Below are 13,242 nucleotides of genomic sequence, written 5' to 3' on the forward strand. Positions count from 1 at the left end.
CCGTCGCCGCCAAACTCAACCGGCGACCCCGCAAAGTCCTCGACTGGGATACCCCAGCCGAACGCCTCACCAAGCTACTGTCAGACCACACAACCACAACGCGTTGCGACGACCGGTAGAACTCGCCCAGGGGTTTTCATATCCACTACTTCGACATTTAGATGATTATCTGACCTGTGGAAACGCAGTCGGACAAATATGCAGCACCTCGTATCGCCCCAGGCCGGCACGCCGCCGACCTGGGGCGATACGTCTATATAGATACACGAGGATCCCTCATCTTCTTCTGAGTTGGGCCCAAAGTGGGCCGCGGCGTACTGACCGCAAGCTCCGGACAGACCGAGCCCTGAGCGCGGCCTGGGTTGATCAGGCAGCGCAAAACCCGACACGCACGGTTGTAATGTTAACCCCCTACACACTTGCCATGGCGGCGTTTAGGGGGTTAACCTGTCCACATGGAGACTCGCCGATCCGACAGCCCGACGCTGCTTAACATGACCGATATGGCGCGTCTGGCTGGCGTGAGTCGGCCGGCAGTTACCAACTGGCGCAAGAGGCACGATGACTTCCCGGCTCCAGTCGAGGAGAACGACACTGTCGCACTCTTCCGCGCTGCGGATGTCTTCGCGTGGATGGACAAGCACGGCAAGAAGCGAGCTAAGCGATCCCCCGAACAGGGAGTCTGGACGGCAGTTAGCGCAGGCCGCGGCTTCCTTCAAGTGGAGGAGGCTGCACTTATCGGCATGGAGGTGCTGGGATCCACCTCAATCGCTTACGACCCCCAGCCAGCCGCTGAGTTCCTGCGCAGGATCACCGCCGGTTCCTCCGACGACGTCTACGACGTCCTCAAGGACCTTACCAGCCGGATCTCTCGCGAAGTGAGCTCCGACCGACTCCGCGTATCAGGGCTGATCGACGCCCCGGAGTGGGCGAAGCTCGCGCCGCTGGTGCAGAACGTCGCGTCCGTTGCCCTCGAGTTCGGCATCCCCGAGACCTTCGAGGCGCTTCTTTCCAGCATGGCGCGCGGACCACGGAGCGGAAGCGAGCATTCCAGCCCGGATGGGATCGCGCAGCTCCTTACCAGGCTGCTTCCCGTCCATGGCACCGTCGCAGACTTCGCGTGCGGCCAAGGGACATTTCTGTTGGCGGCTGCGCGCGCGGCCAAGTCTGACCATCTACAGCTGATCGCTCAGGACCTCCAGGTATCGGCGAGCACCTTGACAAGGCTTCGCATGGCAGCACATGGAATAGCCGCCCAAGTCAGCTACGGAGACAGCCTGACCGCCGCTACATTGCCGGACTTGCGTGCCGATCTCGTCCTGCTTGACCCGCCTTTTGCCAGCCGGTGGCGCCCAGAGAACGACACCGACCCCGCCAGGTGGCGTTTCGTACAGCCTCCCAAAAACGCCGGCGACGTGGCGTGGATACAGCACGCCATCAGTCGGCTCAATCCCGGCGGCCGCGCCGCCATCGTTACCTCGAACGGGCCGCTGTTCCGCAGTGGCGTCGACGCCGAGTTGCGTCGACGCCTTCTCGAAGCCGGTTGTATCGAGGCGGTTATCGCCTTGCCCGGCGGCTTGTATGCCTTGACGAGCATCCCGGTGGCCATTTGGATTCTGCGCCGTCCCGATGAGGCCAGTTCTTCAGATGTACTGCTCGTCGACGCCTCCAAGATCGCCGAAGGCAGCCGAGGGCGGACCCTGCTCGAGGACCAGCACATCGAACGCATCGAACTTGCCATAGCGCGACTCCGCTCAGGCGACCGCACCGTCGACGAGTTCGGCGTCGCAGCAGCCAGGGTTCCGATTAGTCGTCTGCTGACCGAAGGGAGCACCTTGGTCCCTGCCCGTTGGATGGAACGCCACAACGACCCCGCAGCAATCGTCGACCGAATCCGTGGTGGGCAGCGACGCCTAGAGGATCTTAAGGCGTCTCTGCTGACTACACCCACACGCCGAGCATTCGCGGTCGAGGTTGCACAACCCATGGGTCAGCAGACCAAGCGAACCGTAAAGATCACCGATGTAGCGGACCTTGTGCGATCCCCCGTGATCAAGTCTGACGTTGCCGGTACCGGCACGACGCCTCTGATCAGGCCTGGGGACATCGCGACCGACCTCTCGGTCTCTCCCAGCGACAGTGTTGATTTGGATCTCTTGCCGGACGTCATGCTGACCCAGCCCGGCGATGTGGTCGTCGCCACTGAAGGGCGCATTCGCGCAGGCGTGGACACTGCCGGCGGAGCTGTCGGGAGGGGCCCTATGGTTCAAATTCTGCGTCCGAGGCCTGGCACAATGGCCCCACTGACACTGGCCGCGCTCATCTCCCACTTCGGGCAACAGCAGGGCATGGGCACGACCATTAAACGCGTTGATATCGGGAACCTGCAGATCCCTGCGATCGACTCGGGGGCCGCAGACGATCTCCAGGAAACACTGAATGGCCTCTTCCAGCAGCGCCGAATCCTGACGACGGCGATCGAGACCATTGGCGACCTGGCCGAGGCATTTGTCATCGGCCTCGGCGATGAATTGGTTCAGTTCGACGTCGCTGCTGATCATCAGGAGCAACCGTGATGGCCCCCTGGATATCGCCGTGGCCCTACGTTGTGTCGATTGTCGTGGGCGTCGCCGGGTGGGTCCTCGTCCGTTTCCGTGAACTGAAGTCCAAGGAACAGACGATGAAGCAGCTGCTAGACGGTTCGACGTCGGAACAGCGCGTCGCAATCTTGAAGTCATCGCCGGCCATCTTGCGAGAGCTCAGCTCGGACCGCGGCCAGCCTGGTCTCGGACTCCCGCTAACCCTAGGATCGCGCGATACCGATCGGGACACGGACCGGAACAAGCCCTAGCGACATCGCTTGGAACCCGCATATGGACCACGCCGCGAATCGTCGCGACCGCGGTCACCCGCGCCCAACTGATCGACCACGACTGTCCACGTCTATGCGAGGGTGACGCCACCTCGCGAACCCGACCGCCCTAGAAGACGACCTCTCGAACGCCGAGGGCCCACTACCAACCCTACTTTTTGACGCTCAGAATACCGAACGACCACCGCCACTTGACCAAGAACGTGATTCGCTAGCCCACTCCACATCAGGCATTTATTAGGCATACAGACAGCAGCGACAGCCCGTAGAGCATAATTGCGAAATGTAGAGCCACCCACAGACTGTGGAGCCGAATGCGGTGCAGTCGAGGAAAGGCGCTGTAGTGATCGGCTCGCGCCTTTACTAGGGTCTCGTCGGTGCCCAAGACTCCGAGTGCCACGAGATCCCTGGTCAGAGCACGCGCCTGAGACAGATGGTAAGTGGCCCGCTCGTAGTATTTCGACACAGCGACTGCACCAAACAGGCCGGCCAGCATGATAAATATGCACAGGGGGATGACGTACAACGAGAAGTGCTGCTGCACAATCAGAGCACTCAAGGCAGCCGTGAGTACGATCAATAGGTTGGTCAAGGTCGAGCGCTGAGTCTCACACTGGCGCAGTTGCTCCCGATGTTCCTTCCAGTAGGCACGTATCGCCTCATCCGAGATCCCGGCCATCAACTCTGCCCCCATCCGCATTCGGATAGAATATGCGTGAGCCACTGTGGTTCCCAGGCGAACCCCTACCACTGGAGACAGCGTAGCGTGAAAGTCTTCATCAGCAGCGCACGAAAGGGCTTGGAAGAAGAGCGCGACTCCCTCCCCGGCTTGATCATGGCGCTGGGGCATACGCCTGTGCGCTTCGAGGACTTCTCAGCTCAGCCCACGCCCAGTAGGCAGGCTTGCCTGCAGGCTCTGGACTCAGCAGACGTCTGCCTGCTCCTGTTAGGTCCAAACTACGGTCACGTATTCCCGGAGACCGGGCAATCCGCCACTCACGACGAATGGGTTCACGCACAGCAGAAGGGCATGCCCCGGCTTGTCTATCGCAAGACGGGGGTGAACCTCGAGGCTAGGCAGCACGAGTTCGCTCGAACCGTGGAGGCGTACGGCAAGGGCGTGTTCCGCGGCTCCTTCGACAACACAGCAGACCTTCTGATCAAGGTTACCCAAGGACTACGTGAGCTGAATTCAGCTCCGTCCCCTCTGGAGTTCAAGAGGTTGACAAAACTTCCTGACGTGAGCTGGATCGGGGACGCCAACGGAGCGAATTCCTCCAGTGGCAGCCACGGACCTCTGCTTGAAGTCCACGTGTTGGCCGTGGATCACCCTGGATACTCCGCTCGCGAAATGGAGCAGCTTACTGAATCAATGGTAGGGCGCGTGCGCCGAACCCATTGCGTCCAGGATGACGTTGCCCTCAGGCTAGCAAGATCCAAGGATCATGTGGCCGTCAACGTCGAGCACCGCCGTCGGCCGGCGTGGGACAAACCCCAGGCCTGGACACTTCTGGAAGTTCGGCTCTACAGGTCTAGCCAGATTTCGATCAGGGCCACGCTTCCAAAGGACCGGATGGGCTCAATTTTGGATCCCGAGGCGCTGCCGCACCAGATCGCCGAAATGCTCCGGCTGGTGGGGGGGACTGGACATCATCGAGCAGGGGCACGTCGTCGTGACGGTTGGTATGTCGTCGGACGCAACCGTAAGTATCGGCACCTTTGATCCGAATCACTCGCGGTCTAGTGCCCAGCCACTGGGTTTTGGCCGTTCAACTGGCATGCTACGCACCGAGCCGGACGAGTCGGTCAGCCTGGCCGCGTTGGGAAACGGCGCCGACGAAGTCGCTGGCGGCCTCTCTCGAACGCTGCTAGCCCGACTCGCCTGATCGAGCGCCCAGGGACGGCCTCCCTGGCGGCGAGTGCGGCCGTGGGCAAAGTGGGCCCAAAGTGGGCCCACCGAGCCTACAGACGCCGCTCCCGCAGGTCAGAGGTTTTCATGTCTAGTACTTCGACATCTAGAACGTGGCTTGACCTGCGGAAACGCAGTTTGGAAAATGTGCACCACCTCGTATCGCCCCAGGTCGGCAAGCCGCTGACCTGGGGCGATACGTCTACATAGACGTCCGAGGATCTCTCACGTTCTCGTGATTTGGGCTGGAAATGGGCCCGCCACCAAGACTCGAACTTGCGCGCCCGCCGCTCGGGCTGCCGGCCGTCCAGGTGCAGGACGGCCGCCGGTGCCAAATTTCCGTCAGCTCAGCGCAGTCCGGCGAACAAGTCGTTCTCGAGCACGTCCGCGCCGGTTGCGGTGCCGTCCTGGACTCGGACGAAGGTCTCCACGCCCATCAGATCCGTGAACCGCTCCTGGCCCATCTTCAGGAAGAAGATGTTCTCGCCTTGGCTGGCGTGCGCTGCCAGCGCGCCGAACTTCTGACCTCCGAACTCGGAGACGTCCACCCACGTAGTGATCTCCTCGTCGGGAAGCCCGATCTCAGGCACCGTCGCGACCTCTGCCGGATCCGGCTCGGTCCACTCCGGGTCGAACTCGCGCATCGCCTCCATGAACTTCCGCATTGCGGACCGCGGCGCCGTCGTCCAGTACACCTTCGGCGTCAGTTCAGTCAGCGCCAACGCCGCCACCGTGACACGGTTCGCCTGAATGTGGTCGGGGTGACCGTAGAAACCGTTCTCGTCGTAGGTCACGACCACATCGGGTTCGTAGCGCCGCATGAGATCGGCCAGGCGCGCGGCGCTCTGCTCGACGGGTGTCCGCCAGAAGGATTCGGGCGCGTCATTGGTCGCCCAGCCCATCATTCCGGAGTCTGCGTAATCCAACGTCTCCAGATGGGTGATATCCAAGACGTCGCAGCTGGCTTTGAGTTCCTGACGCCGGAGAGCAGCCACTGCGACCGGGTCGTGGCCGGGGTCGCCTGGTTTCGCGCCTCCCGGTCCGTCCCCGCAGCCGCCATCAGTACAGGTGACCAGGACCGTGCGGATGCCCTCGGCCGCGTACCGCGCCAAAACCCCTCCGGTACCTGTCGCCTCGTCGTCGGGGTGGGCGTGGACCGCCATCAACGTCAAAGGCCGATTGTCCATAAAGACACCCTCCGATATGGAATGTGTTCGGTTCGAATCTGTGGTGCGCCAATACGATCGCCGTGCGTGACGTCGGCACAAGAGACACAGCGGCATTGAAGGCACACGTTGTTCCTGGAATCGGAGAACAGTTTCCCCCTGTGCCGACTCGCCAGGGGAGAATCAGCTGCCTGCACGGGCCGTGGGTCACCACCTCGACAGCGGCGAACCCCAGCGCGAACCCGAGCGGGACCTTGATTCAGAACGCCTTCGAGCTGAAACGCCCCGCGAGAGCTTCGCATCAAGTACGGCACTCGCTGCGTCGAGGTACTAGCGGTCGATGTCGGCGACATCGACGAGACCGGCCGGGCGCTCGGGACACAGCGGTCCGCTCTCGGCCGCGGCGGCTTGAAGCGCCACGGCGAGGCTGCCTGAGGCTACGACATCGGGGTAATAGCCGTCAGGGTTGTCCGCCTCATCATCGATCCCGACGGGGCCACGACCGCCCTGGAATACAACGATCTCCACCAGATCACCAAAGTCACCGGCCCGGACGGCGCGGAGTGGCACCGCGAATACGACGACGCCGGGAACCTGATCTCGGTGACCGACCCCGCCGGAGCCCGGAAGCGCTTCGAAGTCGGTCCTCAGGGCGCGCTGACGGCCGAGACCGATCCGACAGGTGCCACTACTCGCTACACGGTCAACGCCGCGGGACTGCCGGCCTCCGTGGTCGATCCGGCTGGTTCGGCAACCCGGGTCGAACGGGATTCCGCCGGACGACCGATCCGCCTGATCGACCCGTTGGGCGCGGTCACGGCCCTGGAGTGGAACGCCGAGGGGTGGCTGGTCTCCCAGACCGGTCCGGACGACGCGACCACACGCTGGGAGAACGACCCGGAGGGTCGTCTGCTGCGCACCGTCAATCCGATCGGTGCCGCCACGGTATTCGAGCCGGGCCCGTTCGACACGCTGATCGCGCGTACCGGCATGGACGGCGTCCGCCACACATTCGAGTACGACACCGAACAACGTCTGCTGCGGGTCTCCAACCCCGCTGGCGCAAACTGGGACTACACATACGACCCCACCGGCCGGATGACCAGCGAGACCGACTTCAACGGTCGGCGCCTCGACTACGGTTACGACGCAGCCGGGCGCCTCACCGCTCGAACCACCGGTACAGGCGACAGCGTCTTCATCGCCTACGACGCGGCGGGCCGGATGACCGGGCGGGCGACCGCCGAGGGCGACTACTCCTACGCCTACGACCACGCGGGCCGGCTGGCCACGGCTACAGGCCCCGGCAGCACGTTGACCTTCGAACACGACGTGTGCGGCCGGGTCGTGGCCGAGACCGTCCACGGCCGCAGCATGCGGTACGCCTATGACGCGGCCGGCCGACGCGCCAGCCGTACCACAGCGACCGGCATGGAATCCGTCTGGAAGTTCGACACCGCAGGCAACCCGTCCGCGCTCGAAGCCGGCGCCGACCGACTGGACTTCTCGTTCGACGCAACAGGTCAGGAGACCGAACGGCGGCTCGGCCCCGGCACACGCCTGTCCAAGGCATTCGACGCGGCAGGGCGACTCACTGCCCAAAATCTCGTCGCCGGCGCCGGCCCCGACGGCGGATCCGCTGCCGCGGACTCGGTGGTCATGTCACGTTCGTGGACCTGGCGTGCCGACGGCATCCCGGAGGAGATCCGCGACAGCCTGCGGGGCACCCGTCGTCTCACGTCCGATGCGGCAGGCCGGGTAACGTCCGTCAGCGCCCACGACTGGCGCGAGACCTACGCCTACGATTCCTTCGGCAATGTAGCCATCGCCGACTCTGGAACAACGGGCGACGACGCCGAACCCACGCTCGCCCGACGAACACTGCTTCAGCAGGCCGCCCGCACCCAGCAAGAGTTCGACGACGCAGGTCGGGTCATTCGTACAACGCGCCGCACCCTCGACGGCCGACGGAAGACCTGGCGCTACGTCTGGAACAGCCAAGATCAACTGATCGAGGCCGAAACCCCCGACCACGGCACCTGGCGCTACGCCTACGACCCCATCGGCCGCCGGGTCGAGAAACATCGCGTAGACGCCGCCGGGGCCGTCACGGACCAGTTCCTGTTCACCTGGGACGGCGTACGCCTGGCCGAACAGACCACCACGCATGACGACGGTACTTTCACCACCCTTACGTGGGACTATGACCCCGGCACCTTCCGTCCGGCCGCCCAACGCAGGCGAACCTGGGCGGACGAGGCCGACCAAGGCCGCATCGACGAGGCCTTCCACGCCATCGTCACCGACCTCGTGGGAACACCCACCGAACTCGTCACCCCCGACGGCCACATCGCCTGGAAGACCACCACAACCCTGTGGGGGCACTCCACAACCAGCTCCGCAGACCCTGATCTCGACTGCCCACTGCGCTTTCCCGGCCAGTACCACGACGACGAGACCGGCCTGAACTACAACCTGCACCGCTACTACGACCCGGACACCGCGGCGTACCTCACGCCCGACCCGCTGGGCCTGACCGCTGCACCCAACGACCACGCATACGTTCCCAATCCCCTCACCTGGATCGACCCGTTCGGCCTCGCCTGCGAAGTCGGAACGCAGATCGACTACAACAAACAGGACGACCTGATCGACGCGACCAAGGCCCGGCGCCTGGCAGACGGGAAGACCATCGGAAAGCAGGCGAACTACGGTGCGGCGCGTTTGAAGACCGGTGAAATCGTCACCGGCCGGTCCGGTGGCGGCCTCCACACTGAGGAAGACCTCATCCAGCAAGCCGGCGGCCTGCACAACATCGCCGAAATATACTCAGAGCGCGCCCCTTGCGCGGCCCGCTGCAAGCCCCTGCTCGATGGCGCGGTGAACAACGGGAACCTGACCGTCAAGTGGTCGTGGCGCTGGAACGGGCCGACGAGCGATGTCACGAAGACCATCCGAGCGGCCACCAACCCGGCGGTGAAGGCGGCGGTCAACGCGCTGCCCTGGCCGTGAGCACAAGGAGGTCGTCGTGGAACCGTCGTACCGCATCATCACGATCCCGATCGCGCGGAACGCACCCGCTTGGGTGCGCGACGAGGTCGGCCCTACTTTGGCCGTTCCGGCTGGACTGATCGGCCGCGAGTATGTGGCCTCGGACGAGGCGGAGTTGATCCGCGACGCCCCTGCGGTACTGGCTTTCGGCCAGGTCGGCCTGGAAGGACGGATCGGTGTCAACGTGGCCACGGGCGAGATCGTCCACGCGCCGGCAACTGACAGCGCCGACCTCAATCCGGTGAACTCCACGCTCAAGCAGTTCTGTGAATGCGTGGAGTCGGTCATCCAGCGGTACCCCTTCGACGGCGCCCCTTCGGCTGACATGGACGAGGTCGCTGAGGAACTCCGGGAGGAGCTGTCGCGGATCGATGTGGTCGCAGCGGCTCACAATGGTTTTTGGGAGACCTTCGCGGATGATGTGGCGATGGGCGACTACCTCAGTGAGACCTGACGCCGTCGAGCAGGATGGGCCCGAAGTGGGCCGGCCAAGCCTGCAGGGCTTGTTTCCGCAGGTCACAGGTTTTCATATCGATTACTTCGACATTTAGAGCGTGGCTTGACCTGCGGAAACGCAGTTTGAAGAATGTGCACCACCTCGTATCGCCCCAGGTCGACAAGTCGCTGACCTGGGGCGATACGTCTACATAGACGTCCGAGGATTCCTCACGCCTTCGGCATTTGGGCTCAAAATGGGCCGAGCCCCGCAGATCGAACTCAATTCTGCGGTGCCTTGGACGAGGCGCCCGAACTCCAACCGCCGCACGTTTCGCGCATTGCGAGCTGCTGCTGGGGGTGAGCTTGGCCTGAAGCCGCGGCTGGGCCCGAGTCGCAGACCAGTGCGCCGCGTCCGACGTCCGGTTCTCCCTCTAGTAGTGGGGCGAGCACCTGCCGGTGCCGGTCGAGGACGATCCGGCGTTCGCCGGTGGCCGTTCGTTCGCCAATCCTCGTACCGGTGGCCGCTTGCCTGCCGCGATCCGGTCATGGCGGCGAAACCCACGGTCACCGCACTGTGCGCGGCCGCCACGTTCCTGCTCGCCGCCGATGAGCAGGTGTGCCGGCACTACCCGGCGACATGCCGGGCGATTCGCCCCGGCGGGCCGTCGAGCTGAGTGTGGCCGGGTCAGGAGACGACGGCGCAGCTCGGGGTGTTGGTCGTGCCGTCGGTCTGGGCGGAGGCCATGGTAGGCGAGGCGGCGCTGCCGAGGGCCGGGGTGGCTGTCAGCGTCAGGTTGTTCGTCTCGCCGGTGTAGCCCTCCTGGACGCAGCTGGGTGCTGTGCTGCTGGTGGACGTCAGCGCCGTCCGCGCCTCCAGCGCGTTGTTGCTGCCGAAGTTGGCGGAGCTGCCGCCGCCGTCGCCGTAGACGCCCCACTCGGTCGTGTTCCAGGCGGCGGCGAGATTGACCTTGGTGTCCTTGCCGGTGACCGTGACCGCCTGCCCCGAGCCGACGGACAGCGACACCGAGTCATTGCCGCCGGAGACCGCGGTGCCCGTCAGCTTGACCGTGGCGAGCTGCTTGGCGGTGACCGTGCTCACCCGGCTGGCGGCGCTGTTGGTGTAGCAGTCCGCCTGGTACGAGTACCAGCCCGAGGGGCAGGTGGCGTTGTAGTTGATCAGCCAGTACTGCATGAAGATCTCGCCGCTGCTGGCGCTGTCGTAGGTATAGACGAACTGCTGCCACGCCTGGCAACTCGACGGATTGCTGCTGCGCGCGCACGCCGGGCTGCCGGCGAAGAACTGGCTGTTGATCTGCAGCGAGAAGGAGTTCGCGACCTGCGAGCCCGAGCCGCCGGTCGCGCCCTTCTCAGAGATGGCCGAGCTCACGTTCGTGAACGTGCCCGTCGCCCTGGATATGAGCCCTGACACCACGGCCGAGTAGTCGGTGCCGTCACCGACGGTCGCCGGTCCGGCGTGGGCGGCCGACGTCCGCGTTCCCTTCGGCACCAACGGGATGTTCGGCGCGGTCACGCACTCGGCGGCCTTCCACCGCAACGAGGGATACGAGGCCTGATAGCAGCCGGCGCCTTGGTCCGCGATCTGCGGCAGGGCCGTCTGCCACTGCGCGGTCGTGGTGACCCTCGGCTGCGCGACGGCCTGGGCGGAGGCGGTCGGGAACAGCGTGAGGCCGACCAGCGCCCCCGCCGCGACCAGGGCCAGGACCGTTCTCCTGAGATCGATTGAGTGCACGTGCGTTCCTCCACATCGTCCACGTGCCGGACAATGGCGCCCGGTCGAGTTCGTATGCTGATGGAGGGTGGGACTTTCCGATAGAGCCGCCTCGCGGCGGAATCCGGTTATGGCGGGATCCCGTCAGCGGCACCCGGTCACGCCGTCCGGACCGCTACTCCCCGCGGAGTAGCCGACATGGCGGGAGCCGTCTACCGCAGTTACACGTTCACGCGCGCACGCTTCTCCTCAGTTCAGGTCTCGCCTGCGGAACTTCGTGAGGCACTTTTCACGCGGTCAGCGCGCCGCGTGAAGCATGTCACCAGCGAGTTCGAGGACATTGCGCGCTGGTATTCCGAGCCGCAAGGAACCATCGGCTAACGACGGCTACCGGCTGTGCGCAATCCCACCGGTTACCAGGCAACACGATTGATCCACGGCGACTCCTCGCCGTCGCCACACATCCGCTACGCGCGACGCGGGCAGCGGCCACCCCTCGCACGCAAGTAAGAGCCCTAATTCCCCATGTTGTCGCGGGCGACTCGCAGCACCGATCCTGCAACATGGGTAAAAGGCGCGACGCGAAGGCCGCCGCCCAGGCCGAGGTCGACTTCCGCGACGGCGTCCTGCGCATCGCCATCGCCGACCCCATCGCGTCCTCGGCCTCCCATGCAGCGACGATTGAGCCACTGACGTTGAAAGGCTGACGTGCCGCACGGGTTCGCCACAGCCGTCGAGTCCCCCACATCATCTGGGGAGCACTCGAGGACGCCGTCAGCCCCTGTCGATCGCAGCCGACGGTGGACAAGACCGCGCCGGACGTACGCTGACGTCAGAAGTGAACGCCGATTCGTTCTCGACGGCGTTCACTGTCCGTCCTACATCCCGTCCTTCATCATGTGCTGGGCGGAGTTGTCCCAGATCATGATCATCGGACCGGGCAGCCGCTCACGCGCCAGATCGAGCAGCTGGGCGAGGTCCTTCTCTCGGAATCCCTTCGGATCGCCAGTTGGGCCCAAATTGGGCCCAACAGCCATCTAGAACGTGGCTTGACCTGCGGAAACGCAGTTCGGAAAATATGTACCGCGTCGTATCGCCCCAGGTAGGCAAGCTGCTGACCTGGGGTGATACGCATATCTAAAGGCCCGAGGACCCCTCATGTTCTCCTGAGTCGGGCCCGAAGTGGGCCCGCCGCGACAGCCGAAATCGCCCGATTGGGGCGCCGGCCAACGTCGGCTCACGGTTCAGCCCTGCGGGCGTCTCGTACATGATGTACATTGGAGGCCAATGTCATGTACATATGGCCGGATCGGAGGCGGAACCATGTCGCTCACCCAAATCGATCTAGATGAGGACGCCCTGGCTGAGGCCATGAGGCTGCTGGGGACCACGACCAAGAAGGACACTGTCAACAAGGCCCTGCGGGAGACAGCAGCCAGGCTGAGGCGCCTTGAGGCGATGCGGAAGTTGACCGACATGGGCACACGAGGCGACTTCGACAAGGGCATCGCCGCGTACGAAGCACGAAAAGAGGCGTGGCGGGAGTGAGGTTCGGGTTCCTCCTCGACACCTCAGCCTTCTGGCATCTGACGCGTGACCCGGGGACTATGAAGGCCTGGGAGCACTACGGCGCAGAAGGCATGTTTCACGTCAGCGAGCCGACGCGCGCCGAGATCCTCTACTCGGCGGAGAACGCCGCGCACCGCGACGAGATGGCTGGTGTCCTCGACATCTTGTGTGAGCTCGCGCCCGTGCCGAAGGATGCGTGGCGCTGGGTCGATGCCGCCCAGTACAAACTCACGCTCAAGTCGCAGCACCGCGGCCCTGGCCCCATCGACCTCCTGGTTGCCGCGACGGCTGTTCACCATGGATTGACCGTTCTCCATGTCGACAACGACTTTGTGACCATCGCCTCGGTGCTGTCAGAGCTTCGGCAACAGGACATCCGCAGCTAGCCCCATATTCCGCGCCGTGAGGATCGTCAGGTTTCTTCGGTGTGGCAGGTTGGCCGGGCGGTTGGTCTGCGGCAGGGTTCTGGTGCGTGAGACAACATGCGCAGTTCGGGACGCCGTCGGTC

The 13,242-nt window shown here is 64.3% G+C and carries 12 protein-coding genes; 8 read left to right on the plus strand and 4 right to left on the minus strand.

The genetic code is table 11. The annotated features are described in order from the left end of the window. Positions 1–494 precede the first annotated feature (494 nt). Positions 495–2,576 (plus strand): N-6 DNA methylase, encoded by a 2,082-nt coding sequence (locus IZR01_RS41985; protein WP_194927081.1) that lies wholly within the window; start codon positions 495–497, stop codon positions 2,574–2,576. A gap of 522 nt (positions 2,577–3,098) precedes the next feature. Here IZR01_RS41985 and IZR01_RS41990 read toward each other — a convergent pair. Beyond that, positions 3,099–3,572, minus strand: coding sequence for a hypothetical protein (locus tag IZR01_RS41990; protein WP_228561198.1), 474 nt, complete (start codon positions 3,570–3,572; stop codon positions 3,099–3,101). A gap of 66 nt (positions 3,573–3,638) precedes the next feature. Between IZR01_RS41990 and IZR01_RS41995 the strand changes: the two genes are divergently transcribed. Further along, a complete protein-coding gene (locus IZR01_RS41995) occupies positions 3,639–4,595 on the plus strand; it encodes a DUF4062 domain-containing protein (protein WP_323747251.1) in 957 nt (318 codons plus the stop codon). A 533-nt stretch (positions 4,596–5,128) separates the two neighbouring features. Here the strand turns inward: IZR01_RS41995 and IZR01_RS42000 are convergent. Then, positions 5,129–5,968 (minus strand): PIG-L family deacetylase, encoded by an 840-nt coding sequence (locus tag IZR01_RS42000; protein WP_194927082.1) that lies wholly within the window; start codon positions 5,966–5,968, stop codon positions 5,129–5,131. Positions 5,969–6,277: 309 nt separating this feature from the next. After that, the gene (locus IZR01_RS42005) at positions 6,278–6,517 is read right to left on the minus strand and encodes a hypothetical protein (protein ID WP_194927083.1); all 240 of its coding nucleotides are present in this window, start codon (positions 6,515–6,517) and stop codon (positions 6,278–6,280) included. Positions 6,518–6,550: 33 nt separating this feature from the next. Between IZR01_RS42005 and IZR01_RS42010 the strand changes: the two genes are divergently transcribed. From IZR01_RS42010 to IZR01_RS52735, 3 genes are all read left to right on the plus strand, one after another. Continuing rightward, the gene (locus tag IZR01_RS42010) at positions 6,551–8,959 is read left to right on the plus strand and encodes an RHS repeat-associated core domain-containing protein (RefSeq protein WP_194927084.1); all 2,409 of its coding nucleotides are present in this window, start codon (positions 6,551–6,553) and stop codon (positions 8,957–8,959) included. 16 nt (positions 8,960–8,975) lie between these two features. After that, on the plus strand, positions 8,976–9,452 hold the full coding sequence (locus IZR01_RS42015; protein ID WP_194892360.1) for an SUKH-4 family immunity protein: 477 nt from the start codon (positions 8,976–8,978) through the stop codon (positions 9,450–9,452). Positions 9,453–9,981: 529 nt separating this feature from the next. Continuing rightward, positions 9,982–10,110 (plus strand): hypothetical protein, encoded by a 129-nt coding sequence (locus IZR01_RS52735; RefSeq protein ID WP_267254980.1) that lies wholly within the window; start codon positions 9,982–9,984, stop codon positions 10,108–10,110. Positions 10,111–10,121: 11 nt separating this feature from the next. Here IZR01_RS52735 and IZR01_RS42020 read toward each other — a convergent pair whose 3' ends face one another. After that, positions 10,122–11,186: a hypothetical protein gene (locus IZR01_RS42020; protein WP_194927085.1), complete on the minus strand. Its 1,065-nt coding sequence runs from the start codon at positions 11,184–11,186 to the stop codon at positions 10,122–10,124. A 542-nt stretch (positions 11,187–11,728) separates the two neighbouring features. Between IZR01_RS42020 and IZR01_RS42025 the strand changes: the two genes are divergently transcribed. From IZR01_RS42025 to IZR01_RS42035, 3 genes are all read left to right on the plus strand, one after another. Continuing rightward, positions 11,729–11,872 carry a hypothetical protein gene (locus tag IZR01_RS42025; RefSeq protein ID WP_194892358.1) on the plus strand — a complete coding sequence of 48 codons (144 nt, stop codon included), beginning with the start codon at positions 11,729–11,731 and terminating at the stop codon, positions 11,870–11,872. A gap of 616 nt (positions 11,873–12,488) precedes the next feature. Continuing rightward, the gene (locus IZR01_RS42030; RefSeq protein WP_194892357.1) at positions 12,489–12,713 is read left to right on the plus strand and encodes a type II toxin-antitoxin system VapB family antitoxin; all 225 of its coding nucleotides are present in this window, start codon (positions 12,489–12,491) and stop codon (positions 12,711–12,713) included. Further along, on the plus strand, positions 12,710–13,120 hold the full coding sequence (locus IZR01_RS42035; protein ID WP_194892356.1) for a PIN domain nuclease: 411 nt from the start codon (positions 12,710–12,712) through the stop codon (positions 13,118–13,120). Before IZR01_RS42030 ends, IZR01_RS42035 begins: the two co-directional genes overlap by 4 nt. Positions 13,121–13,242 lie beyond the last annotated feature (122 nt).

Source organism: Catenulispora pinisilvae, assembly GCF_015356865.1.
Taxonomy (GTDB): domain Bacteria; phylum Actinomycetota; class Actinomycetes; order Streptomycetales; family Catenulisporaceae; genus Catenulispora; species Catenulispora pinisilvae.

What these genes read in the sequence shown, in the direction of transcription:
- IZR01_RS41985 (WP_194927081.1), top strand. Translation starts at nt 495, where the DNA reads ATGACCGATATGGCGCGTCTGGCTGGCGTGAGTCGGCCGGCAGTTACC.
- IZR01_RS41990 (WP_228561198.1), bottom strand. Translation starts at nt 3,572, where the DNA reads ATGCGGATGGGGGCAGAGTTGATGGCCGGGATCTCGGATGAGGCGATA.
- IZR01_RS42000 (WP_194927082.1), bottom strand. Translation starts at nt 5,968, where the DNA reads ATGGACAATCGGCCTTTGACGTTGATGGCGGTCCACGCCCACCCCGAC.
- IZR01_RS52735 (WP_267254980.1), top strand. Translation starts at nt 9,982, where the DNA reads ATGGCGGCGAAACCCACGGTCACCGCACTGTGCGCGGCCGCCACGTTC.
- IZR01_RS42025 (WP_194892358.1), top strand. Translation starts at nt 11,729, where the DNA reads ATGGGTAAAAGGCGCGACGCGAAGGCCGCCGCCCAGGCCGAGGTCGAC.
- IZR01_RS42030 (WP_194892357.1), top strand. Translation starts at nt 12,489, where the DNA reads ATGTCGCTCACCCAAATCGATCTAGATGAGGACGCCCTGGCTGAGGCC.